This window comes from Leifsonia sp. (assembly GCF_051955155.1).
Lineage (GTDB): Bacteria > Actinomycetota > Actinomycetes > Actinomycetales > Microbacteriaceae > Leifsonia.
In genome coordinates, this window is the sequence record NZ_JBQCGZ010000043.1 from 39,538 (window position 1) to 61,915 (window position 22,378).

20 protein-coding genes, 1 pseudogene and 1 riboswitch are annotated in these 22,378 nt (G+C 73.3%); of the genes and pseudogenes, 10 read left to right on the forward strand and 11 right to left on the reverse strand.

What is annotated here, in order from left to right; all coding sequences use genetic code 11:
- Nucleotides 1–4: 4 nt before the first annotated feature.
- Entirely contained in the window at nt 5–598 is a 594-nt protein-coding gene (locus ACTHMF_RS04305) for an NADPH-dependent FMN reductase (RefSeq protein ID WP_440316435.1), read from the reverse strand.
- Nucleotides 599–742: 144 nt separating this feature from the next.
- Here ACTHMF_RS04305 and ACTHMF_RS04310 point away from each other — a divergent pair, with 144 nt between their 5' ends.
- Nucleotides 743–1,048 carry a hypothetical protein gene (locus tag ACTHMF_RS04310; protein WP_440316436.1) on the forward strand — a complete coding sequence of 102 codons (306 nt, stop codon included), beginning with the start codon at nt 743–745 and terminating at the stop codon, nt 1,046–1,048.
- A 101-nt stretch (nt 1,049–1,149) separates the two neighbouring features.
- Nucleotides 1,150–4,056, forward strand: a complete 2,907-nt coding sequence (locus ACTHMF_RS04315; protein WP_440316437.1) for a helix-turn-helix transcriptional regulator — start codon at nt 1,150–1,152, stop codon at nt 4,054–4,056.
- A 16-nt stretch (nt 4,057–4,072) separates the two neighbouring features.
- Here ACTHMF_RS04315 and ACTHMF_RS04320 read toward each other — a convergent pair whose 3' ends face one another.
- Entirely contained in the window at nt 4,073–4,486 is a 414-nt protein-coding gene (locus ACTHMF_RS04320; protein ID WP_314149740.1) for a TraR/DksA family transcriptional regulator, read from the reverse strand.
- 68 nt (nt 4,487–4,554) lie between these two features.
- On the opposite strand from ACTHMF_RS04320, the gene ACTHMF_RS04325 reads away from it, so the two are divergent.
- A complete protein-coding gene (locus tag ACTHMF_RS04325; protein WP_440316438.1) occupies nt 4,555–4,845 on the forward strand; it encodes a hypothetical protein in 291 nt (96 codons plus the stop codon).
- Between the two features lie 33 nt (nt 4,846–4,878).
- Here ACTHMF_RS04325 and ACTHMF_RS04330 read toward each other — a convergent pair whose 3' ends face one another.
- The 3 genes from ACTHMF_RS04330 to ACTHMF_RS04340 form a co-directional block, all read right to left on the reverse strand.
- Complete coding sequence (locus tag ACTHMF_RS04330; RefSeq protein WP_440316439.1) at nt 4,879–5,367, reverse strand: glutathione peroxidase; 489 nt, start codon at nt 5,365–5,367, stop codon at nt 4,879–4,881.
- A gap of 66 nt (nt 5,368–5,433) precedes the next feature.
- Nucleotides 5,434–6,366: a sulfurtransferase gene (locus ACTHMF_RS04335; RefSeq protein ID WP_440316440.1), complete on the reverse strand. Its 933-nt coding sequence runs from the start codon at nt 6,364–6,366 to the stop codon at nt 5,434–5,436.
- A gap of 67 nt (nt 6,367–6,433) precedes the next feature.
- Entirely contained in the window at nt 6,434–7,819 is a 1,386-nt protein-coding gene (locus tag ACTHMF_RS04340; RefSeq protein ID WP_440316441.1) for an L-serine ammonia-lyase, read from the reverse strand.
- Between the two features lie 146 nt (nt 7,820–7,965).
- On the opposite strand from ACTHMF_RS04340, the gene ACTHMF_RS04345 reads away from it, so the two are divergent.
- The 4 genes from ACTHMF_RS04345 to ACTHMF_RS04360 all read left to right on the forward strand — a co-directional run bounded on the left by ACTHMF_RS04345 (nt 7,966) and on the right by ACTHMF_RS04360 (nt 10,741).
- Nucleotides 7,966–8,208 (forward strand): helix-turn-helix domain-containing protein, encoded by a 243-nt coding sequence (locus ACTHMF_RS04345; protein ID WP_440316442.1) that lies wholly within the window; start codon nt 7,966–7,968, stop codon nt 8,206–8,208.
- The gene (locus ACTHMF_RS04350) at nt 8,201–8,710 is read left to right on the forward strand and encodes a Clp protease N-terminal domain-containing protein (RefSeq protein ID WP_440316444.1); all 510 of its coding nucleotides are present in this window, start codon (nt 8,201–8,203) and stop codon (nt 8,708–8,710) included. Before ACTHMF_RS04345 ends, ACTHMF_RS04350 begins: the two co-directional genes overlap by 8 nt.
- A gap of 205 nt (nt 8,711–8,915) precedes the next feature.
- Nucleotides 8,916–9,926: an ATP-binding cassette domain-containing protein gene (locus ACTHMF_RS04355; protein WP_314149734.1), complete on the forward strand. Its 1,011-nt coding sequence runs from the start codon at nt 8,916–8,918 to the stop codon at nt 9,924–9,926.
- Nucleotides 9,923–10,741, forward strand: a complete 819-nt coding sequence (locus ACTHMF_RS04360; RefSeq protein ID WP_440316445.1) for an ABC transporter permease — start codon at nt 9,923–9,925, stop codon at nt 10,739–10,741. Before ACTHMF_RS04355 ends, ACTHMF_RS04360 begins: the two co-directional genes overlap by 4 nt.
- Before the next feature lie 68 nt (nt 10,742–10,809).
- Here ACTHMF_RS04360 and ACTHMF_RS04365 read toward each other — a convergent pair whose 3' ends face one another.
- A complete protein-coding gene (locus ACTHMF_RS04365) occupies nt 10,810–14,076 on the reverse strand; it encodes an ATP-binding protein (RefSeq protein ID WP_440316446.1) in 3,267 nt (1,088 codons plus the stop codon).
- A gap of 60 nt (nt 14,077–14,136) precedes the next feature.
- Here ACTHMF_RS04365 and ACTHMF_RS04370 point away from each other — a divergent pair, with 60 nt between their 5' ends.
- Entirely contained in the window at nt 14,137–14,718 is a 582-nt protein-coding gene (locus tag ACTHMF_RS04370; protein WP_440316448.1) for a class I SAM-dependent methyltransferase, read from the forward strand.
- Between the two features lie 82 nt (nt 14,719–14,800).
- Here ACTHMF_RS04370 and ACTHMF_RS04375 read toward each other — a convergent pair whose 3' ends face one another.
- Nucleotides 14,801–15,373, reverse strand: coding sequence for a CoA-binding protein (locus ACTHMF_RS04375; protein ID WP_399552974.1), 573 nt, complete (start codon nt 15,371–15,373; stop codon nt 14,801–14,803).
- Nucleotides 15,370–16,662 (reverse strand): annotated as a pseudogene (locus ACTHMF_RS04380) (O-acetylhomoserine aminocarboxypropyltransferase/cysteine synthase family protein). Before ACTHMF_RS04380 ends, ACTHMF_RS04375 begins: the two are co-directional and overlap by 4 nt.
- A gap of 92 nt (nt 16,663–16,754) precedes the next feature.
- A riboswitch (guanidine-III (ykkC-III) riboswitch) is annotated at nt 16,755–16,818 on the forward strand.
- An 11-nt stretch (nt 16,819–16,829) separates the two neighbouring features.
- Between ACTHMF_RS04380 and ACTHMF_RS04385 the strand changes: the two are divergent.
- The gene (locus ACTHMF_RS04385; RefSeq protein ID WP_440316449.1) at nt 16,830–17,144 is read left to right on the forward strand and encodes a DMT family transporter; all 315 of its coding nucleotides are present in this window, start codon (nt 16,830–16,832) and stop codon (nt 17,142–17,144) included.
- A 34-nt stretch (nt 17,145–17,178) separates the two neighbouring features.
- Here the strand turns inward: ACTHMF_RS04385 and ACTHMF_RS04390 are convergent, their stop codons facing one another.
- From ACTHMF_RS04390 to ACTHMF_RS04400, 3 genes are all read right to left on the reverse strand, one after another.
- Nucleotides 17,179–18,147 carry a YeiH family protein gene (locus ACTHMF_RS04390; RefSeq protein ID WP_440316460.1) on the reverse strand — a complete coding sequence of 323 codons (969 nt, stop codon included), beginning with the start codon at nt 18,145–18,147 and terminating at the stop codon, nt 17,179–17,181.
- Nucleotides 18,148–18,260: 113 nt separating this feature from the next.
- Nucleotides 18,261–19,850: a S53 family peptidase gene (locus ACTHMF_RS04395; protein ID WP_440316450.1), complete on the reverse strand. Its 1,590-nt coding sequence runs from the start codon at nt 19,848–19,850 to the stop codon at nt 18,261–18,263.
- 30 nt (nt 19,851–19,880) lie between these two features.
- Nucleotides 19,881–21,497, reverse strand: a complete 1,617-nt coding sequence (locus ACTHMF_RS04400) for a dolichyl-phosphate-mannose--protein mannosyltransferase (protein ID WP_440316451.1) — start codon at nt 21,495–21,497, stop codon at nt 19,881–19,883.
- Nucleotides 21,498–21,522: 25 nt separating this feature from the next.
- Between ACTHMF_RS04400 and rsmI the strand changes: the two genes are divergently transcribed.
- Nucleotides 21,523–22,341 carry a 16S rRNA (cytidine(1402)-2'-O)-methyltransferase gene (gene rsmI, locus ACTHMF_RS04405; protein ID WP_440316453.1) on the forward strand — a complete coding sequence of 273 codons (819 nt, stop codon included), beginning with the start codon at nt 21,523–21,525 and terminating at the stop codon, nt 22,339–22,341.
- The last annotated feature ends 37 nt before the right edge of the window (nt 22,342–22,378 follow it).

The following is a 22,378-nucleotide window of genomic DNA, read 5'->3' on the forward strand; positions in this document are numbered from 1 at the left end:
TGCCTCAGCGCGGGCTCGGCACCACGGTGAGCACGCGTTCGATGTACTCGAAGAACGCGTTCATGAAGCCGCGCAGGAACTCCTCGGTTCCGGGGTCGGTGACGTCCCCGTCCTCGGTGATCAGCCCCGGGGTCAGCCGGATGTACGCCTCCGGCGCGTTCATCTGCGGCGCCTGCAGGAAGCTGAGCACGCTGCGCAGCTGCTGCTGAGCGACGGCCGTGCCGATCGCTCCGGAGGAGGCGCCGATCACCGCCGTGGCCTTGCGCGCGATGACGTTCTCGCCGTACGGCCGGCTCGCCCAGTCGATGGCGTTCTTGAGCGCGCCGGGGATCGACCGGTTGTACTCGGGCGTGACGAACAGCAGCGCGTCCTGGGCGGCGATCGCGGCCTTGAAGTCGCGCGCGATCTGCGGGTAGTCCGCGTCGAAGTCGCGGTTGTAGAGCGGCAGCTCGCCGATGCGGATCTCGGTGAAGACGAGATCGCGCGGGGCGAGGCGCAGGAGGGCCTTCGCCAGCGTCCGGTTGATGGAGACGGAGGAGAAGCTCCCGACGAGGTAGCCGACGGAGTACGGCGGCTGGAGTTCGTTGATCGTTGCCATGCTGCCAGCTTGCTCCGGAGGGGGCGGCGTGTCGAGGCCGTCCTCGCGTCGGCAAATAGGGCATCTGCCCGATGCAGGGGGGATGCCTTAGAGACGACGCTTGATCGTGACGAAGGACAGGGAGCATCGAGAAGGGGTGCGACGATGATGCTGGCAGACGAGTACGTGACGGCCCGGCTGGGTGCGGCGGAGGCCGCACGCGCGGAGCAGGAGCGCGAGCGCGACCGCCGCCGCCGCGAGCGCGTGGAGGAGCTGCTGCAGGTGCGGGCGGAGGGCCTGATCGCGAAGCGGCTCGCCAGGGCGCGGGCGGAGCACGACCGGCAGGTCGCCGCCGCCGCAGCGGGGACGGGCGCGCCCGCTGCGCGGGAGCGGGCGCCGCAGCCGGCCGCGGAGCCGCTCGCAGAGCCCGTCCCGGCCCGCGAGCGGGAGCTCGCGCACGCCGGCCGGTGACGGGCGGTTCTGCCCTCCGCAGACCGGGCGGGACGGGCGCTGCCGATGTCGGTGGCGCATGGCACGATGAAGGCATGCGATCAGCGGCGTCGAGTCCCACGATGATCGGGCGGGAACCCGATCTGGAGACTCTGCGCGCGGAGCTGGTGGCGGCCTCGGCCGGCGAGCCGCGTGCCGTCGTCATCGGCGGCGAGGCGGGGATCGGCAAGTCGCGGCTGCTGGGCGAGTTCCTCGCCGAGTCCGGGCAGTCGGCCACCGTCCTGCTCGGCCGCTGCGTCGACCTCGGCGGCGACGGAGCCCCCTACGCCCCGCTCGCGGCCGTGCTGCGCCGGCTCGTGCAGGTGCGCGGGCTGGACGCCGTGCTCGAGGCGGCGGGGCCGGGCGCCGGCGTGCTCTCCGTGCTGCTGCCGGAGCTCGCCGACGAGTCCGCGGTCCCCGCCCGCACCGGGGCCGAGCGGCTGTACGAGCTGGTCACCGTGCTGTTCGAGACGCTCTCGGCCGAGCGGCCGCTCGTCGTCGCGGTCGAGGACATCCACTGGGCGGACACCTCGACGCTGGAGCTGCTGCGCTTCGTGGTGAGGATGGCCGACCGGGGCCGCGTCCTGTTCGTGCTCAGCTACCGCAGCGACGAGGTGTCGCGCGGCCATCCGCTGCGCGCCTACCTCGGCGAGCTGGAGCGCACCCGGCGGGTGACCAGGTGGGAGCTGGCGCGGCTCGGGCGCGACCAGGTGGCGACGCTCGTCGAGCGGCTGCTCGGCTGCGAACCCGACGCCGCGACGGTGGACACGGTGTACCGGCTGAGCGAGGGCGTCCCGTTCTTCGTGGAGGAGCTCGCCGGCATCGACGGCCTGGTGGCGGGCGAGGACCTGCCGGAGACGCTGCGCGAGATCCTGCTCGCCCGCTACGAGCGGCTCAGCGATCCCGCCCAGCGGCTGCTGCGCCTGCTCTCCGCGGGCGGCGTCTGCGTCGAGCACGACCTGCTCAGCGCCGTCTACGACGGCAGCCCGGAGGAGCTGGACGCGGCCGCGCGCGAGGCGGTTGTCGCCAACGTGCTCACCGCGGACTCCACCGAGTACTCGTTCCGGCACGCCCTGGTGCGCGAGGCGGTGCACGCCGACCTGCTGCCCGGCGAGCGCAGCCGGTTCCACACCCGCTACGCGCAGGCCCTGGAGAACAGCCGGCAGCGCTCCGCCATCCAGCTCTCGACGCACTGGCTGGCCGCCCACGACCTGCAGCGCGCGTTCGTCACGTCCATCGAGGCGATGGAGGAGGCGCGGCGTTCCTACGCCTACGCGACGATGGCGGCGATGGGCGATCGCGCGCTCGAACTCTGGGGGAGTGTGCCGGACGCGGAGCGGCTCGGCGGCCTCACGCTCACCGACCTGCAGAAGAAGACCGCGTCGGCGCTCCGCAACTCCGGCGACAGCGAGCGCGCGCTGGCGCTCGTGAACGTGGCGCTCGCGGAGGCGGCCCAGCTGCCGCCGGCACAGCACGCCCGCCTGCTGCGCGACAAGGCGCAGTACGTGGACAACCTGGGCAGGCCCGGCGTGAGCGCTCTGCTGCGCCAGGCCCTCGATGTGGTCCCGCCCGAGGTGGTGCCGGCCGAGGACGGACTGCGGCCCCAGCTGCTCGCCGAACTCGCCGCCGAGCAGATGCTCATGGCGCACTTCGACTCGGCGATCGCCGTTGCCTCGCAGGCCATCGCCGAGGGCGAGCGGGCGCCGGACTCGCTGCGCTCGATCGCGCACAACATCCGCGGCAGCTCGCTCATCGCCTCCGGCAGCATCGAGCGCGGCCTCGCCGAGCTGGAAGAGGCGCGCCGCCTGGCCGGGATGGAACCGGCGGCCTCCCTGCGCTACGCCGTGAACGCCTCCGACGCCATGAACGGTCTCGGCCGCTACGAGGAGGCGGTGCGCATCGCCGAGGCCGGCGTCCGCAAGGCGCGCGCCCGCGGGGTCGAGCGCACGTCGGGCGTCATCCTCTCCTCCAACACGGTGGAGCCGCTGCTCGCGCTCGGCGAGCTGGCCCGCGCGGAGGCGTTGCTCGACCCGGCGCTCGCGCTCGAGCCGCCGCCGAGCTTCCGCGCGCACCTGCAGCGCATGAAGCTCTGGCTCACGCTCTGGCGGGGCGAGGCCGAGCGGGCGGAGGTCCTGTTCCGGCGCTGGCAGTCCGGCCTCCGCGCGATGGCGCAGCGCGAGTCCCAGTCCGAGCTCGGTGTCGCCCGGCTCGCGGCCGAGCTGGCGATCGCCCGCGGCGACCACGCGACCGCCTGGGCGGAGTCCTCCGCCGTGCTCGCGGACGGGCGCGGCGTCGTCGCCGCGCACGAGCTGCCGGTGCTGGCCGCCGCCGCGCGGGCGCTCGCCGACATCGCGGCGGTCCGCGCGCGGGCGGGCGGCGCCGGCCCGGACGCCGAGGACATCGACGTGGTCGCCGAGGCGGCCCGGCTCGAGGCGGTGCTCGCCGCGGTGTCCTCGTGGCCGACCGCGACGGCGTGGGGACCGCTGATCCGCGCCGAGCTCGCGACCGCGCTCGCCGCGGCCGGCGGGCACGGGGACGCCCCGGAGACCGCCGCGGCCTGGGACGACGCCGCCGTGGCCGCAGAGGACACCGTGGCTCCCGCGCACCTGCGGCCGTATGCGCTCATCCGCGCCGCCAGGGTCGCGCTGCTCGCCGGCGACCGGCAGCGCGCCGAGCGGCTGGCCGACACCGGCCGCCGGGACGCGGAGCGCTTCGGGTTCGGGCTGCTGGTGGCGGCTGCCGACGAGCTCGGTCTCGCGCGCGGGCACCGTGCCGCGGGCACGGCCGTCCCCGGCGCCGCCGCACCGCTCACCGAGCGCGAGGAGCAGGTGCTCGCGCTGATCGAGCAGGGGCTCAGCAACAAGCAGATCGGCGAGCGGCTGTTCATCAGCGCCAAGACCGCCAGCGTGCACGTGTCGAGCATCCTGCGCAAGGTCGGCGCGTCGACGCGGACCGAGGCGGTCTACCGGGCGTCGCGGCCCTCGGCCTGACCTCCGGGTGGTGCGGTCAGCGCTCCGCCGCCACCGCGCACGAGATGCAGAGCTCGGCCGTCGGCCGGGCCCGGAGGCGCGCCTCGCCGATCTGTCGCCCGCAGTGCACGCAGACCCCGTAGACGCCGTCGCGCATGCGCTCGAGCGCTGCTTCGATCGCGGCGAGGTCGTCGACGGTGTCCGTCCGCAGCGCCTGCAGCCTGCTCCACTCCGAGCTCAGCGTCGGCCCCTCCGGGTCGTGCTCGTCGTCCGCGGTCGACTCCGAGCGCGACGACAGCAGGGTGCCGAGCGACTCCGCGATGTGCTCGGACTCGGCCAGGCTGCTGTGCCTGCGCTCGTCCAGCAGTCGCGCGAGGTCGGCGAGCGCGGCCTCGCTCAGTGGAAGCTCGCTGAGTCGCAGGCTCGCCGTGTCCAGTGGTTCCGTGTGCATCTGCGCACCCCCTTCGATGCTCGTGACAGCGTACGCCGCCCGTCGGCGGATCGCCGTAGGCTCGACGCGTGCCTTCATTCCGTGTAGTGGTCCCGGTCGGTCGGCTCCGGGCCGGCGTCCCCGCCCCCGCGATCGAGCCGGCGGCGGCCGAGGCGGCTCGGCGGCTGGCGGTCGTGGAGGCGACCAGCGTGGACGTGGTGGCCGGCGAGGCCCGTATCACCGTGCGGTTCACCGCCGACCGCCTCGACGACGCGCTCGCGGTGGCCCTGGAGACCGTCGCCGGCATCGACGAGCTCGCCGAGACTGGATCCTGGCGGCTCACCGAGCGGGTCGGCGGGCGCTGGTTCCGGCGTGCTTGACACCGGTCGCGCGGTCGTCCGATCGCGGCCGGATCAGGCGGCGGCGGGCAGCGATTCCTCGATCAGCCCGACGATCGCCGGGTCGTCCGGCTCCGTCGTCGGGCGGAACCGGTGGACGGCGCCGTCCAGCGTGATGACGAACGTCTCGAAGTTCCACTTCACCTTGCCGGCCTTGCCCTCCGCGTCGGGATGCGTGGTCAGCTCCGCGTAGAGCGGGTGCGCTGACCGGCCGTTCAGCCGCACCTTCTCCATCATCGGGAACGTCACGCCCCACGTGGTCGAGCAGTATTCCTTGATCGCGTCCGTCGAGCTCAGCTCCTGCAGGAACTGGTTGCTCGGGAAGCCGATCACGGTGAAGCCGCGGTCGCCGTACGTCTCCTGCAGGCGCTCCAGCTTCTCGTACTGCGGCGCGAGGCCGCAGCGGGAGGCGACGTTGACGACGAGGATGACCTTGCCCGCGTACTGCGCGAGGGAGGTGGTTTCGCCGTCGATGGTGTGGAACGGGATGTCCATCAGGCTCATGCTGCGAGCCTACGTCCCGCGCGCCTGGGCATCCGCTGGATTCGGTGACTTGTCAGCTACCGGCGGCTACGCCGCGAGGCTCGCGAGCGGCGCTGCCGGGTCGGAGACCCACTCGGAGAGCGAGCCGTCGTAGACCGTGACATCGTGCCGGCCCAGCAGCGCGAGCGCGAGCGCGTCGGCCGCTGCGGCGATCCCGGCGCCGCAGTAGGCGATGACCGGGTCATCTGAGGCGAGGACGTCCGCGAACACCTCGCGCAGCTGCGCCTGCGGGAGGACCGTGTTGGTCGCGCGGTCGACCAGGCGGACGGCGGGCGCGCTGATGCTGCCGGGAATGTGCCTGGCCGCGAAGTCGCGCGGCGGCATCCCGCAGATCAGCGTGGCGGGACGCTCGCCCGCGAGCACGCTCTCGACGTGCGACCGGTCGCTCCAGAACCCGTCGCGCTCCTCCGCGGCGAACGGCGCGGCGGCCGGCACCGGCACCGGGGCGACACCGGACTCGACCGGCCGCTGCTCCGCCGTCCACGCGACGGAGCCGCCGTCGAGCACCGCGACCCGGTCGTGGCCGAACGAGCGCAACAGCCACCACAGCCGCGCCGCCCACTGGCCGACCGCGCCGTCGTAGACGACGACCGTCGTGTCCGGGCCGATGCCGGCGGCCGTCGCCGCGGCTTCGAACGCCTGCGCGGAGGGCCGGGTGAACGGGTGCGCGCCGTCGGGGTCGCTGAACGCGTCGAGCAGGTCGGCGAACCCGGCGCCGGGGATCCGCGCCTCCTCGTGCCTCACCCGGCCCGTTCCGTAGACCGGCCTGCCGTCGGGCCCGGGAGCGGGGACGACGCTCGCGTCCAGCACGACGAGCCCCTCCGCACCCAGGTGGTCGGCGAGCCACTGGGTGGAGACGAGCGGTCCGGCGAGGGCGGCCCCGAGGGCGGTTCCCGCGGTGGAGGTGCCGGGCCCGGTGGAGGCGCCCTGGTGGCTGGTCTGCTCTGCTGCGTGACTCATGGGCACCAAGCTAGCGGCGACCCCCGACGCCGCCCACGGTGTCCGCAACCGGGCGTAACGCGCGGGCTCAGCACTCGATGACGTTGACGGCGAGGCCGCCCTCGCTCGTCTCCTTGTACTTGGTGGACATGTCCAGGCCGGTCTGCCGCATCGTCTCGATGACGGTGTCGAGCGAGACGAGGTGCGAGCCATCGCCGTGCAGGGCGATCCTGGCGGCGGAGACGGCGGTGGACGAGGCGATCGCGTTCCGTTCGATGCACGGGATCTGCACCAGGCCGCCGACCGGGTCGCAGGTGAGGCCGAGGTGGTGCTCCATCGCGATCTCCGCCGCGTTCTCGACCTGCTGCGGCGTCCCGCCGAGCACGGCGCACAGCGCGCCGGCCGCCATCGCGCACGCCGAGCCGACCTCGGCCTGGCAGCCGCCCTCGGCTCCCGAGATGGAGGCGTTCGCCTTGAACAGCGAGCCGATCGCGGTCGCGGTCAGCAGGTAGGTGCGGATCCCGTCGAGCGAGGCGCCTGGCACGAACCGCAGGTAGTAGTGGGCGACAGCGGGGACGATGCCGGCGGCGCCGTTGGTGGGCGCGGTGACCACCCGGCCGCCCGAGGCGTTCTCCTCGTTGACCGCCAGCGCGAACGCGTGCAGCCACTCCAGGGCGGTGGCGCGGCCGGGATCGTCGCGCACGCGCTCCAGGTGCTCGCGCATCGTGGCGGCGCGGCGCTTGACGCCGAGGCCGCCCGGCAGCGTCCCGTCGCCGGCGAGCCCGCGCGCGACGCACTCCGCCATCGCATCCCAGATCAGGTCGAGCCTGGCGTTCGTCGCCTCCTCGCCGTGCAGGGCGATCTCGTTGCGGCGGGCGACCTCGCAGATCGGGATGCCGAGCCGCTCGCAGATGCCGAGCAGCTCCGCCGCCGAGTCGTAGGGGAGCGGGTGCGACGCCCGCGCGGCGAGTTCCGCCTCCTCGCCGTCGCGGCGGATGAACCCGCCGCCGATCGAGTAGTAGGTCTCCTCGAACAGCGGCAGCGGCTCCCTGGCGCCGTCCGCGGAGCGTCCCCACGCGCGCAGGGTGAGCGCGTTCGGGTGCCCGGGGAGGCGGGTCCGCGGCTCGAAGTCGATGTCGCCCCTGGCCAGCGGGATGCTGCGGACGCCGGCGAGCAGCAGAGTGTCGCCATCGCCCAGGTCCGACCAGGCGCCGCGCACGTCCTCCGGCCGGCAGTTCTCCGGCTCGAGCCCGCGCAGTCCCGCGACGACGGCGTCCGGGGTGCCGTGGCCGATCCCGGTGGAGCCGAGCGAGCCGTAGAGGGTGCAGGTGACCTGGTCGACGCGCTCGACGATGCCCTGCTCCACGAGCCGGTCCGCGAACGCCTTCGCCGCCCTGAGGGGTCCGACGGTGTGCGAGCTCGAGGGGCCGATGCCGATCGAGAACAGGTCGAAGGCGGAGACGTACGCTGTCACTTCTCCAGTCTACGTCGCGCCTCGCGCGCGATTCCGGCGCGCGGCCGCGCATCCGCGCACGATTCGTGCGTCGCCCGCCTGCCCACGGATGGCGGAATTGAGCAACTCGGGTTGACAAATCGAAATAGGCAACTATGGTTGCTTGTATGACCCCACCATCCAGTACGCCGGATCCGCTCGGCGGCATCGCCGACGGCCTCGCCGCCGTCGTCGCGCTGCGCGAACTCGCGGACCGTCTCGAGGACGCCGAGGTCGAGCGCGCGCTGCGCGAGGGCTGGACCTGGTCGCAGATCGCCGACGCGCTCGGCATCACCCGCCAGGCCGTCCACAAGAAGCACCTGCGCCGGGTCGCCGCGGCCGGCGTCGTCCTGAGGAGGCGCAATGTCTGAGACAACACCGGGGACCGCCAACAACGCGCCGGGCCAGCCGCTCTCGCGGGCGCTCCGCGAGCTCATCGTCCGCGCCGTCGCCGAGGCCCAGCACCGCAACGCGCCCCTCGTCGAGGCCGAGCACCTGCTGCTCGCGCTGACGATGGCGGACGACTCGCCCGTCCGCGCCGTCCTCGCCGACGCCGGACTCGACACCGCCGGGGTGGATGCGGCCCTCTCCGCCGAGCGCGCGGCCAGCCTGCGCGTGGCCGGCGTCGAGCCGCTGCCCGCCTCCCGCCTCGTCGCCTCGCCCCGGGTGGCCCGGCCGCGCTGGGGCGCCTCCGCGAAGGATGCGCTCGTCCGCGCCCACAAGGCGGCCGCCGCCCAGCGCCGCCAGCGCTCCGCCGAGATCGACCTGCTCGCCGGCCTGTTCGCCCTCGAGCTCGGCACCGTCCCCCGAGCGCTCACCCTGGCCGGCGTCGACCGGCCCGCCCTCCTCGCCGCCGCCCGCCGCGCCGCCTGACCGCGCCCCCTCCCCGCGCCCCCTCCCCACCCGCCGAGTACGCAGAATCTCGCCCCAAAACGGCCGAGTAGGCAGAGAATCCGCGTACTCGCCGGCCGAAAGCGTGCGCGTGAGGGGCTGTGAGTGCGTGTAAGCGGGGTGTGAGTGCGGTGTAAGCGGGGCGCGGCAGCATCGCAGGGTACCCATCCAACCAGGAAGGACCACCATGACCGGAAGCACCGAGTGGGCCGTCGAAGCCCACGGGCTCGTCAAGGTCTTCGGCGACAACCGCGCGGTCGACGGCGTCGACCTGAACGTCCGCGCCGGCACCGTCTACGGCGTCCTCGGCCCGAACGGCGCCGGGAAGACCACCACCATCTCCATGCTCGCCACCCTGCTCCGGCCGGACGGCGGGGATGCCTTCATCTTCGGCCACGACATCCGGAAGGAGCAGCAGATCGTCCGCCAGCTCCTCGGCGTCACGGCCCAGTTCGCGTCCGTCGACGAGACGCTCTCCGCCAACGAGAACCTGATGATCTTCGGCCGGCTGCTCGGGCTGAGCGGCCGGGAGGCGAAGGCCAAGACCGCCGAGCTGCTCGAGGAGTTCGGGCTCACCGAGGCCGCCAAGCGCCCGCTGAAGAAGTTCTCCGGCGGCATGCGCCGCAGGCTCGACCTGGCCGCGAGCCTCATCGCCCAGCCGCCGCTCATCTTCCTCGACGAGCCGACCACCGGCCTCGACCCGCGCACCCGCGCGCAGATGTGGGACACCATCCGCCGCCTGGTCTCGACCGGCTCCACCGTGCTGCTCACCACGCAGTACCTGGACGAGGCGGACCAGCTGGCGGACCGCATCGCCGTCATCGACCGCGGCCGGGTCGTCGCGGAGGGCACCGGCGACGAGCTCAAGGCCTCGGTCGGCGACTCGTCGCTGCAGCTGCGGCTGACCGACCCGGCCGACATCGAGGACGCCCGCCGGGCGATCGCCACGGTGCTCGGCGTCGAGGCGGTCGTCTCCCCGGAGGGCTCGCGGCTCACCGCTCCCATGCGCGACGCGGACGCGGTCACCGACCTGTTCGTCACGTTCCGCGAGGCGGGCATCCACCTGGCCGAGATGTCCGTCCAGAAGCCGACCCTCGACGAGGTGTTCCTCACCCTCACCGGTCACGGCGTCGAAGAGGAGACGGAGGACGCGTCCGACCCAGAGGCGTCCGTCGCAGCAGAAGGAGTCCGGGCATGACCGCCATCGCCACCATCACCCCGCCGTCGGAGCGGAACCTCAAGAACCACGTCAGCCTGAGCCAGACGCTCGCGAACACCCTGACCATGGCCCGCCGCGGCCTGCTCAAGATCAAGCGGACGCCGGAGCAGCTGTTCGACGTGACGCTGCAGCCCATCATCTTCACGCTGATGTTCGCGCTGCTCTTCGGCGGCGCGATCGCCGGCAACGTGCAGAACTACCTGCCCGCGCTGATCCCCGGCATCCTGGCGCAGACCGTCATCACGACCTCCGTCGTGACCGGCGTCCAGCTGCGCGAGGACATGGACAAGGGCGTGTTCGACCGCTTCAAGTCGATGCCGATCGCCCGCATCGCGCCGCTCTCCGGCGCGCTGCTCGCCGACACGCTCCGCTACGCGATCGCCACCACGATCACGTTCGTGACCGGCTTCTTCATGGGCTACCGGCCCGCCGCGGGTCTCGGCTTCGTCGTGCTGGCCGGGCTGCTGGTCATCGTCTCGGCGTGGGCCATCAGCTGGATCTTCGCCTTCTTCGGCGTGATCGCCCGCACCGCGGGATCGGTGCAGGGCATCTCGTTCCTGGTGCTGTTCCCGCTGACGTTCTTCTCGAACGCGTTCGTCCCGGTCGACACCATGCCGGAGTGGCTGCAGACGTTCGTGAACATCAACCCGGTCTCGCACCTGGTCACCGCGGTGCGCGACCTCGCCAACAACGGCACCTTCGGCGCCGACGGCTGGTGGGCGCTGCTCGGCGCCGCGGTCATCGTGGCCGTGTTCGCGCCGCTCACCGTGCGCGCCTACATGCGGAAGGCCTAGCCTCCCGCTCCCGGACGGCGGCCGTCGCACCCTGCGGAGGGGAGCGGCGGCCGCTTCGCGTTCTCCGGTCAGGCGCGCACGTCGGCGAGCAGGGCGAGACCGCGCGTCGCCGCCTCCTCGCGCGTGAGCGCGGCGACCTCGGCGATCGCGTCGTCGAGGACGGCCTCCCCGTGCACGCGGCGGACGCGCTCGGCGAGGCGCTCGCGGTTCAGCGTCGGCAGGTCCTGGCGGGAGTTGGACCGGGTCGCCAGCGCGAAGAGCCGGACGCCGTCGGCGACCCAGCGCTCGTCGCGGGAGGCGGAGGTGGCGGCGTCGAGCATCCACACCGCGTAGCCGATCAGGCCGGTGCCGACGACGGGCTTGTCCAGGTAGTTCGGGCTCAGCCGCGCGTTCACCAGCGCCCTCAGCCGCAGCCGGCGCGCGTTGTCGTCGGTCTCGGCGCGATCGAGGAGTCCCGGCTGCTCCTCGTGCGCGCGCAGCCGGGCCGCGATGTCGGCGGCGCCCAGGATGGTCAGCCACGGGTTGGCGATCACCTCGCGCTCGGCGGACGCGTCGTCGATGTAGACGCCGATCGCCTCTCCGTACAGCCGGACGCCCTCGGCGAGGTCGCCCTCGGCGAGCGCGATCTCCGCCATGCCCGAGTAGCCGACGCCGTAGTAGTCGACGTAGTCGAACCCCGTGCGGTCGACCTCGCCGGTCAGGTAGGCCTCCAGCAGCTCCCGGCCGCGGGCGAGGTCGCCCGCGCTGATCGAGTTGATCGCGATCAGCCACTCCAGCTGGCGGAGGTCGCCGGTCGCCTGCAGCAGGACGATGCCCTCGCGCGCCCGCCGCGCCCACTCCAGCGCCTCGGTGGGATGCGCGAGCTGGCTGTACAGCTGGGCGATGCTCTGCGCCGCCGTCGCCATCGACCAGGTGTCCTCCGCCGTCACCGCGGCCCGATAGGCGCGGCCGACCGTCTCCAGGGCCTCGTCCAGCTCGCCGGCGTTCTCCTGCAGCTGCCCGCTGAGGAGGTTGCCAATGGCCGCCTGCTCGGGATCGGCCGACCGGCTGAACTCGTCCAGCAGGCGCGTCCCCGGTTCGACGTGACCCGCCGCCATCACCAGGCCGGCGATCGTGGTCAGCTTCGCGTCGCCGAAGGGCCTGCCGCGACTCAGCCGCTTCAGGCGCGAGATCGCACGGACGGCGGTGCGGAGCCCGGCGAACAGGAAGGTACCGCCGATCATCGCGTAGCAGGCGGCAGCAGCGTCCCGGTCGTCGTCCTCCGGCTCCCAGCCGTCCAGCGCGTCGAGCACGGTCCCGCCGAACCCGAGCACCTCGGTGTGCGCGCTGCGCAGCGACCAGTAGTAGGCCAGCAGCGCGAACACGGCGGCGATCGTGCGCTGCCTGCGGCCGTCGATCGCCGACCGGAGCACGCCGACCAGGTTGTCCTGCTCCGCGGTGACCCTGCCGAAGGTCGGCACCTGCTCGGGGCCGTGCATCCGGGAGAGCGCGTCGCGCGAGAACGCGATCGCCCACGCGTCCATGCCTGCGAGCACCTCGTCGGCGTCGCCCGCCGCCTCCAGCTCGCGGTCGCCGAACTCGCGCACGGTCTCCAGCATCCGGTAGCGCAGGATGCCCGTGTCGGCGTCCTCGGTGACCCCGACGAGCGACTGGGCGACCAGCGCGTCCAGGTCGTCGAGCACCGAGTCGGCCCCGCTGCCGGCGACGGCCTCGGCTGCCTCGGCGCTGAACCCGTCCGGGAACCGGGAGAGCCGGCGCAGCAGCCGCTGCTCGGAGGTGCCGAGCAGGTTCCAGCTCCAGTCGATCACCGCGAACAGCGTGCGGTGGCGCTCGGGCGCGGTGCGCTCGCCGCCGGTCAGCAGAGCGAACCGGTTGCCGAGCCGGCGCTCCACCTCCTCCACCGACATGGACCGGGTGCGCGCCGCGGCCAGCTCGATCGCGAGGGGCAGGCCGTCGAGCCGCGCGCAGAGCCGGGCGACCGCCTCCTGCGGCAGGACGACTCCGGGCCGCGCGGCGCGGGCGCGCTCGGTGAACAGCGCGACGGCGGGCCCGTCCGCCTCGGCGGGCAGCGGTTCGAGGGCGTACACGCGCTCGGCGCCGATGGCGAGCGGAGCGCGGCTGGTGGCGAGCACGCGCACCGACGCCGTGGAATCCAGGATGTCGGAGATGTAGGCGGCCGCCGCGTCCACGATGTGCTCGCAGTTGTCGACGATCAGCAGGGTCTCGCGCTCGGCGAGCACGCCCAGGATGCGCGAGCGGAGGTCGAGCATCGCCCCGGGCTCGCTGGGCCGCGCGGTGCGCGCCTCCCGGATGCCGAGCGTGGAGGCGAACGCGAGCGACAGGTCGTCCCCGGTGCGCACGCTGGCCAGCTCGACGACGATGACCGCGGGGGTGTGCACCGCGCGGTGGCCGACCTCCTGCGCCAGCCGGGTCTTGCCGAGGCCGCCGGCGCCGAGGACGGTGGTCAGCCGGGAGGTGGCGACCAGGTCCTCCACCGCCTGCAGGTCGTACTCGCGCCCGATCAGCGCGTTGGGGGAGCTGCGCAGGCCGATCCGGACGCGGCGCGGCGCCGCCGGCTCGTCGTCCTCGTCGTCGGCGAGCAGTTCGGCGTTGTACGCCACGAGCGCGGGACCCGGGCGCGTGCCGAGCCGGTCGAGCAGCGCCTCCCGCACCTCGGCGAAGGCCAGCAGCGCCTCGCTGCGGCGGCCGGCGGCGGCGAGGGCGTGCATCCGCTCCAGCTGGAGGCCCTCGTCCAGCGGGTTCTCGGCGAGCAGCGGCTGCAGGTCGGCGAGCGCCGCCGCCGGGTCGCCCGCCGCGCGGTGCGCCCGGGCGCGCAGCTGCAGGAGCTCGGAGCGGAGCGCGCCGGCGGTGGCCGCGAGCGCGGCGGCGAGCGGGGAGTCGCCCAGCTCGCGTCCGGGCTCGCCCCGCCACAGCGCGAGCCCGGCGCCGGCGGCGCTGACGGCGCCGGCCGCATCCCCGGACGCCTCGGCCGCGCGGGCGGTCTGGGCGAACCGGCGGGCGAGGCCGAGGTCGGTCTCGTTGCGTCCGACCGCGAGCGCGTACCCGCTCGGTGTCGACGCGAGCAGTCCGTCCGCGCACGCGGTGCGCACGCGGGACACCAGGGTCTGCAGCGCCGCGCGTTCCTGCCGGGGCGGGGCGTCGTCCCACAGCTCGCCGACGAGGGAGGAGACCGACAGTCCGCCGGGGGAGAGCACGAGCGCGACGATGAGGCTCTTGCCGAGCACGCCGGTCGGCTCGCTCAGCGCGCCCGCGCGGTCCTCGACGAGCACCGGCCCGAGCACGGCGACGCGGGGGGAGGCAGGCGCGGAATCCACTCGCCGATCTTAGCCAGCGCGCATCCCCGCGCGCCGCAGCCCGCGCGTAGGCTCAGGAGCATGGCGTTCGACTGGTCGCAGTTCTACGAGAAGCAGGGCGGTCGCGGGGTCCGCCCCACCTTCGAGACCGCGCTGGCGGCGTGGGACGGCGAGCCCGGTTTCGCGCTCGACCTCGGCTGCGGGGACGGCGTCGAGACCCGCGCACTGGCGGAGCGCGGCTGGCGCGTGCTCGCGGTGGACGCGGATCCCGGCGTCGCCGACCGCGTCGTGGACGGGCTGGCGCCGGACGCCGCCGCGCGGGTGGACGTGCGCAGCGCCGCGTTCGAGACGCTGGGCGAGCTGCCGCAGGCCGAGCTGGTCTACGCCGGATTCGCGCTGCCGTTCTGCGAGCCCGGCCGCTTCCCGTACCTGTGGGCGGACATCCGCGACGCGCTGGTGCCGGGCGGCCTGTTCGCCGGCGAGCTGTTCGGCCCGCACGACGAGTGGTTCGGCCGCCCCCGGATGAACTTCCACGACCGCAGGGGAGTGGAGGGGATGCTCGCCGGCATGGACGTGCTCACGCTGGTCGAGGACGACCGCCGCGGCATGTCCTTCGAGGGCCCCAAGCACTGGCACGTCTTCCACATCGTCGCGCGCGCCTAAGGCCGCCGAGCACAGGAAAACCGTCCTCGATTGCCCCGGATCAGCGCGTTTTTCCCGTGCTCGCCGGCCGAGCGGCGCGCCCTCAGCGGATCGTCTTGCGGGCCGTGATCTGGCCGGTGTCGAAGCCGAGCAGGTGAAGGCCGCCGTGGAAGCGGGCGTGCTCGATCTTGATGCAGCGGTCCATGACGATGGTCAGGCCCTTGGACTCGCCGTACTCCGCGGCCTCCTGGTTCCAGATCCCGAGCTGCACCCACACGGTCGGCGCGCCGACCGCGACCGCCTCGTCGATCACCGCGGGGATGTCCGAGGGTTTGCGGAACACGTCCACGATGTCCGGGACCTCCGGCAGCGACGCCAGGTCGGGGTACGCCTTCTCGCCGAGGATCGTGTCGGCGTTCGGGTTCACGAAGTACACGCGGAAGTCGCTCGACTGCTGCAGGTAGGTTCCGACGAAGTAGCTGGAGCGCGCCGGGTTCGGCGAGGCGCCGACGATCGCGACCGACTTCGCTCCGCGCAGGATGCGCAGCCGTTCCTTCGCGTCGGGGCCCACCCAGGTGCGCTGCGACTTCAGCAGCTTGGCGAGCGGGGAGTCGGCGGGCAGCGAGCAGCTCAGCCCGTTGACCAGCTGGACCTCGGTGGTGTCGGTCACGGTCACGCCTCCTTCACGGCCTCGGTCAGCGCCGCATCGAGATCGTAGATGATGTCGTCCACGTCTTCGATGCCGACGCTGATGCGCACGACGCCGGGCAGCACGCCCGCGTCGATCAGCTGCTGCTCGGTGAGCTGCGCGTGCGTGGTGGACGCGGGATGGATGACGAGCGTCTTGGCGTCGCCGATGTTGGCCAGGTGGCTGGCCAGGTTCACCGACTCGATCAGCTTCTGGCCGACGGCGCGGCCGCCCTTCACGACGAAGCTGAACACGCTGCCCGGGCCCTTCGGCAGGTACTTCCGGGCGCGGTCGTGGTGCGGGTGCTCCGGCAGTCCCGCCCAGTAGACCTTCTCGATGCGCGGGTCGGCGTCGAGCCATTCGGCGACCGCGCGCGCATTGTCGACGTGCGCCTGGATGCGGTACGGCAGCGTCTCGACGCCCTGCGCGAGCAGGAACGCGGAGTGCGGCGCGAGCACTGGGCCGATGTCGCGCAGCTGCTCGGCACGCAGCCGGGTGAGGAAGGCGTACTCGCCGAAGTTGCCCGACCACTGCAGCCCGCCGTACGACGGCACCGGCTGGCCGAACAGCGGGAACTTCTCGGTGTGCCAGTCGAACCGCCCGCTCTCCACGACCACGCCACCGAGGGTGGTGCCGTGGCCGCCGAGGAACTTCGTCGCCGAGTGGATGACGATGTCCGCGCCCCACTCGATCGGCCGGTTGAGGTACGGGGTCGCGATGGTGGAGTCGATGATCAGCGGCACGCCGGCCGCGTGGGCGACCTCCGCGAGGCCCTCGATGTCCGCGATCTCGCCGGACGGGTTCGCGACGGTCTCGGCGAACACCAGCTTGGTGCGGTCGGTGATCGCGGCGGCGTAGTCGGCGGGATCCGCGCTCTGCACGAAGGTGGTCTCGACGCCGAACCGGCGCAGCGTCACATCCAGCTGGGTGATGGAGCCGCCGTAGAGGTTCGCCGAGGCGACGATGTGGTCGCCGGCTCCGGCCAGCGAGGCGAACGTGATGTACTGCGCGCTCAGGCCGCTCGCGGTGGCGACGGCGCCGAGTCCGCCCTCGAGGCTGGCGATGCGCTCCTCGAACGAGGCGACGGTGGGGTTCGCGAGCCGCGAGTAGATGTTGCCGTACTTCTGCAGCGCGAACCGGGCGGCCGCGTCGGCGGTGTCGTCGAAGACGAAGGCGCTGGTCTGCTAGATCGGCAGCGCACGGGCTCCCGTGACCGGGTCGGGGATGTTGCCCGCGTGGATCGCACGCGTGCGGAAGCCATATTCGCGATCTGCCATGCGGCAACGCTACCGGAGCGCCGCCGCAGTGCTCCGGCCGGGAGGGAGGGTGCGCGTAACACTCCGCAACGATGATTTGGTACAGTTGTGCTAGATTGCCGCCTCGGCGGTCCCGGACGACGGTTCAGTACCCGGTGAGCGACAAGACTGGCCAAGGAGTCGTGACCGTGTCCTGGATCGTCCTCATCCTCTCCGGCGTGTTCGAAGCCGTCTGGGCGACGGCCCTCGGGAAGTCGGCGGGGTTCACCCGGCTGTGGCCGAGCGTCGTCTTCGTGGTCGGGCTGCTCGCCTCGATGGCCGGCCTCGCCTATGCGATGCGGGAGATCTCCACCGGCACGGCCTATGCGGTGTGGGTCGGGATCGGCGCGGCCCTGACCGTGTTCTACGCGATGATCTTCGGCGGCGACGGGTTCTCGCTCGTGAAGCTGCTGCTCATCCTGGGTCTGGTCGGTTGCGTGATCGGCCTGAAGCTCGTGCACTGACCCGGGACCCGTTCGCCGCGCGCGCGGACGCGGATCACGCTGACAGCGCGACCGCCCCGAGCGCGAGGGCCGCGATCAGCGCCCACGACAGCAGACCCGTGGCAAGCGCGCGCCAGCCGGTGCCGAGAAGCGATCGCTGCCGAACCGCCGTCCCGAGCCCGAACAGCGCCATCGCCAGCAGCGCCGTCTGCACGGCGTCCGCCGCGTCGGTCACCCCGGCCGGCAGCGGCACGAACGAGCGGATCAGCACCGCGGCGATGAATCCGGCGACGAACAGCGGGATGATCGGCGGCCGCTTGACCGTCGGGTCGCCCTCGACGCTGCGGCGGCGCTCCACCACGGCCGCGATCGCGACGGTCGGCGCGAGCATGAGCACGCGGGTCAGCTTCACCACGAGCGCGACCGCGAGCGCGCCGGGCCCGGCGATCTGCGCGGTGGCGACCACCTGCCCGACATCGTGGACGCCGCCGCCCACCCAGTGCCCGAACTGCAGCGGGGTGAGGCCCAGTGGATGCCAGAACAGGGGCAGCACGAAGATGGCGAGGGTGCCGCACAGCGTCACGAGCGCGACCGGCGTCGCCGCCTCCTCGTCCTTGGGCTTCACGACCCCGCTCATGGCGCCGATCGCCGACGCCCCGCAGATCGAGAAGCCGGTGGCGACGAGCAGCGGCTGGTGGCCGGGCAGCCGGAACAGGCGTCCGATCGCGAACGTGCCCGCGAAGCTCAGCACGACGATCCCGACGGTCGTGAGGATGGTCACCCAGCCGAGCGACGCGATGTCGCCGAGGCTCAGCTTCAGCCCGAGCAGCACGACGCCGATGCGCATCAGCCGCTTCGCGCTCAGCGAGAGCCCGGGCGCGAGGACGCCCGTGACCGCCGCGCGCGCCGGGGGCAGCTGGCCGACGACGATGCCGAGCACGACGGCGGCGGTGAGCAGCGGGACGGCGGGGACCAGCCAGTGCACGCCCCACGCGACGGCGGCCGCGACCGCGGCGACGACCATCCCGGGCAGCCAGGGGAGCCCGGTGCGGACGACGGGGAAGGCGGAGGGGCTCACCCGTCCATTCTGGTGGTCGCGCGCCCCGGTCAGCCGTCGCGGGAACCGGGACGTCGAACTCAGACCACGCCGGTCAGCGCGGCCCCCTCGGGAACGCCGAGCCCGGTGCAGGCGTCCCACCCCGCGGCGGCGTGATAGGACCCGTTGTCTCCGCTCGTGATGTCCCGGAACCCCGTCGCGACCTCGCCGGCGCGGACGGAGTCGTAGAGTTTCGGCTGCACCAGCCCGAGGCGCGTGCCAGAGGACTGCGCGAGCCGGGCGATCAGGGCGGCCGAGAGCGGGGCGACGGCGCTGGTGCCGCCGATCACCGTGTCGGTGCCGTCCACGCGCACCCGGTAGCCGGTCTGCGGGTCCGCGACGGCCGAGACGTCGGGGACCCCGCGCCCGCCCGGTCCGTTCGCCGCGCCGCCCGCGTCGGCTCCGCCCGCCCCGGACGGGACGCCGACCGCGGCCTGCCACGACGGGAGCGGGAACACCGCGCTCACGCCGCCGCCGGTCGCGCCGCCGCCCGAGCCGTTGTTCCACACGGTCTCGGAGCTGACCGTTCCGGTGGCGCCGTCCGCCTCCAGCCGGGTGCCGCCGCAGGCGAGCGCGTGCGGGGAGGATGCGGGGAAGTCGACGTGCGCCCTGCCGTCGCCGACCCGGTCGCTGCTGCCGTCGTCGCCCGCGGCGACCGTGGTCGTGACGCCGAGCGCGGCGGCGTCCTGCAGCGCCTGATCGAAGGCGGTGCGGGCCTGCGCCGTCCACTGGTCCTCCGACTGTCCCCAGCTGATGCTGATGGCCGCCGGGGTCGGGTCGGCGTGCGCGGCGGCGCTCACGGCGTCCAGGAATCCGGCGTCGGTATTGGGCGCGAAGTAGACGACGATCGACGCCTTGGGCGCGAGCGCGCCCGCGACCTCGATGTCGAGCATCACCTCGCCGTCCGCGCCGTTCGGGTCCTGCCCCGGGTTGTTCTTCCCGCCGTCGACGCCGACCGCCGTGACCGACGGGGTCAGGAGGCCGAGGCCGGCGAAGTAGGCGTCCAGGTCGGTCTGCTCGTATCCGCCGCCGAGCTCGATGATCGCGATGGTCTGGCCGCTGCCGTCCGTGCCCTCCGGGAAGCGGTAGACCCGGCCGAGCTCGGGCGGCGTGTAGCTCGTGGTCACCGCCGCCGGGCGCGCGATCCGGAACTGGGCGCGGGCCTGCGGGCGGTCGTCGAGGCCGAGCACGGCGGTCACGACGCCGTCCAGCTCGGCGGGGATGCTCAGGCCGCCGCTGCGCTGCCGGTAGCTCGGCGCGCTGTCGCCGGCGTCGGCGCGCGTGGCGGCGGCGAGGTCGGTGCCGAACACGCGCGCCAGCACGCGCGCCGGCCCGGAGACCCGGATGCGACGCTCCGCGGGGTTCTCCTCCTCGATCGTCACACCGAGCCGTGCCAGCGTGCGGTTCACCAGCGCGATGTCGTCCGCGGACGCGCCGTAGCGTTCCGCGAGCTCGTCGCGGGTCAGCGGAGAGGCGAACGCATCATCGGGAAGCGGGGCGCGGCGGCGCAGGACGAGTGTCGCCTGGACGGGCGCCTCGGCCGGCAGCGCGCCGTGCGCGGTGTAACCGGGGCGCTCCGGCCGCTCGCTGCCGGGGAGGGGTACGAGGTGAAGGGGCTCTTCCGCATCCATACCCCACGGTCTACACCCGGGTTCCGACAATCACACCCAGCTGGGCAGCCACATGTGGATCTGCCAGAACCAGAACGGAACCTGCTGCCCCGTCCAGATCGGCCAGAAGAAGGCGCTCACCGCCGCGACCGCGACGAGGAACACGGTCGTCCAGGCGATCCCGGTGCGCCTGCGCCGCTCCGGGTCGTCGCGCCTGCCGAGCACGACGGCGATCGCCGCCGTCAGCGCGAGCACGAGGTAGGGCTCGAACGCGATCGAGTAGAACTGGAAGATCGTCCGCCCCATGTACAGCAGCCACGGCACGTACCCGGCCGCGAGACCCGTGAGAATGAGGCCGAGGCGCCAGTCCCGGTAGCGGGCCAGCCGGTAGACCAGGTAGACGATCGCCGCGGCCGCCCCCCACCAGATCAGCGGGTTGCCGATCGAGGTGATCGCCGCCGAGCAGCCCCCGGCGGAGGTGCAGCCGCCCTGGCCGTCGGCGTTGCCGACGTAGAACATGCTCACCGGCCGGATCATCAGCAGCCAGGTCAGCGGGTTCGACTGGTACGGATGCGCGACGTGCAGGTTGATGCTGTAGTTGTACATCTCCGTCTGGTAGTGCCAGAGGTTCTGCACCCACAGCGGCACCCAGGACAGCCCGCCCGACCACTGCATGTGCACCGACTCCGCCCAGTGCCGGTAGTACCCGTTGCCCGTCAGGATCCAGCCGGCCCACGTCGCGATGTAGCTCGCGAACGCGATCGGGACCATGAGGACGAAGGTGGCGGGGGCCTGCTTGAGCACGGCGCCGCTGATGTAGAACGGGAGCTTCTCCCGGCGCCGGGCGACGATGTCCACCACCACCGTGTACACCGCGAAGAAGGCGAGGAAGTAGAACCCGCTCCACTTCACGCCGGCGCACAGTCCGGTGAGGATGCCCGCCGCGATCAGCCAGGGCCGCCACCAGAGCGCCGGGCCCCAGGCCGGGTCGCGGCCGGCGTCGCGCTCGGCGGCGACGCGGGCGGCCAGCCGGGTGGCGTGCCAGTCCCGGTCCAGCAGGATGCAGCCGAACGCGAGCAGCGCCAGGAACATCACCGAGTTGTCCAGCAGCGCGACCCTGCTCATCACGATGGCGTGCCCGTCGACCGCCATCAGGAAACCGGCGATCGTGGCGATCAGGGTGGAGCGGAACAGCTTCCTGGCGATCAGGAAGACGACGAGCACGGCGAGGATGCCGACGACGGCCGTCGACAGGCGCCAGCCGAACGAGTTGCCGGCGCCGGTGGCGGCCATCCCGAGCGCGATGATCCACTTGCCGAGCGGGGGATGGGCGACGAACGACGGATCCTTCTCGAACACGTCGGTGTTCCCGGCGGCGAACAGCTGGTCCGCCTTGTCGGGCCAGCTGCCCTCGTAGCCCAGGTGGAAGAGCGACCAGGCGTCCTTCACGTAGAAGGTCTCATCGAAGACGAGCACGTGCGGGTAGCCGAGGTTCCACAACCGCAGCACCGCGGCGAGCAGGGTGACCCCGATCGGTGCTCCCCAGTACCAGAGCCGCAGCCGCAGCGGCGTGCGCAGCGTCCGCGCCCACCATGCGTCGAGGCGGCTGCCGGTGCGCTCCGGCGACCGGTGCGCGACGGCGTCGGGGGAGGCGGTGTGGGTGGTCACCGCATCATCCTGACAGACTGAACCTATGATCATCCTCGCGGCGACGCCCATCGGCAATCTCGGTGACGCGTCGTCCCGGCTGGTCGAGGTGCTCTCGGCCGCGACGGTGATCGCCGCCGAGGACACCAGGGTCGCCCAGCGCCTGCTCTCCGGCCTCGGTGTCGAGAACCGGCCGCGCCTCGTCCCGCTGCACGAGCACAACGAGCGCGAGCGCGCGGGGGAGCTTGTCGAGCTGGCCCGCGACACCGACATCGTCGTGCTCTCCGACGCCGGGATGCCGACCGTGTCCGACCCCGGCTTCCCGCTGGTGGAGGCGGCGGCCGCCGCCGGTGTCGGCGTCACGGTCATCCCCGGGCCGTCCGCCGTGCTGTCGGCGCTCGCCGTGTCCGGGCTGCCGACCGACCGGTTCACCTTCGAGGGCTTCCTACCGCGTAAGCAGGGCGAGCGCTCCTCCGTGCTGCGGGCGCTGGCCGCCGAGCCGCGCACGATGGTCTTCTTCGAGTCGCCGAACCGCCTGGCCGACTCGCTCTCCGACATGGCGGCCGCCCTCGGGCCGGCGCGGCGGGCCGTGGTCTGCCGCGAGCTCACCAAGCTGTACGAGGAGGTCCGCCGCGGCGCGCTCGCCGAGCTGGCCGAGTGGGCGGCGGCCGGCGTGCGCGGCGAGATCGTGGTGGTCGTCGCGGGCGCACCCGCCCGCGACGCGGATCCCGAGACCGCGCTCGAGCAGGTGCTCGCCCTCGTCGCCGAGGGGATGCGGCTGAAGGACGCCGCCGCCGAGGTGGCCGAGGCGACGGGCCTCGGCCGCCGGGACCTCTACCAGGCCGCCCTCGCCTCCCGGCGGTAACCCACCCACCCCGCCTGCGCGTCGAAAGGTGACGAGA

Excerpts from the sequence above, each read along its gene's own strand:
- ACTHMF_RS04335 (WP_440316440.1), bottom strand. The coding sequence starts at position 6,366 with ATGAGTCACGCAGCAGAGCAGACCAGCCACCAGGGCGCCTCCACCGGG.
- rsmI (WP_440316453.1), top strand. The coding sequence starts at position 21,523 with ATGATCATCCTCGCGGCGACGCCCATCGGCAATCTCGGTGACGCGTCG.
- ACTHMF_RS04395 (WP_440316450.1), bottom strand. The coding sequence starts at position 19,850 with ATGGATGCGGAAGAGCCCCTTCACCTCGTACCCCTCCCCGGCAGCGAG.
- ACTHMF_RS04370 (WP_440316448.1), top strand. The coding sequence starts at position 14,137 with ATGGCGTTCGACTGGTCGCAGTTCTACGAGAAGCAGGGCGGTCGCGGG.
- ACTHMF_RS04305 (WP_440316435.1), bottom strand. The coding sequence starts at position 598 with ATGGCAACGATCAACGAACTCCAGCCGCCGTACTCCGTCGGCTACCTC.
- ACTHMF_RS04360 (WP_440316445.1), top strand. The coding sequence starts at position 9,923 with ATGACCGCCATCGCCACCATCACCCCGCCGTCGGAGCGGAACCTCAAG.
- ACTHMF_RS04320 (WP_314149740.1), bottom strand. The coding sequence starts at position 4,486 with ATGCACACGGAACCACTGGACACGGCGAGCCTGCGACTCAGCGAGCTT.
- ACTHMF_RS04390 (WP_440316460.1), bottom strand. The coding sequence starts at position 18,147 with ATGGTCGTCGCCGCGGTCGCGGCCGCCGTCGCGTGGGGCGTGCACTGG.
- ACTHMF_RS04330 (WP_440316439.1), bottom strand. The coding sequence starts at position 5,367 with ATGAGCCTGATGGACATCCCGTTCCACACCATCGACGGCGAAACCACC.
- ACTHMF_RS04355 (WP_314149734.1), top strand. The coding sequence starts at position 8,916 with ATGACCGGAAGCACCGAGTGGGCCGTCGAAGCCCACGGGCTCGTCAAG.
- ACTHMF_RS04310 (WP_440316436.1), top strand. The coding sequence starts at position 743 with ATGATGCTGGCAGACGAGTACGTGACGGCCCGGCTGGGTGCGGCGGAG.
- ACTHMF_RS04350 (WP_440316444.1), top strand. The coding sequence starts at position 8,201 with ATGTCTGAGACAACACCGGGGACCGCCAACAACGCGCCGGGCCAGCCG.
- ACTHMF_RS04345 (WP_440316442.1), top strand. The coding sequence starts at position 7,966 with ATGACCCCACCATCCAGTACGCCGGATCCGCTCGGCGGCATCGCCGAC.
- ACTHMF_RS04315 (WP_440316437.1), top strand. The coding sequence starts at position 1,150 with ATGATCGGGCGGGAACCCGATCTGGAGACTCTGCGCGCGGAGCTGGTG.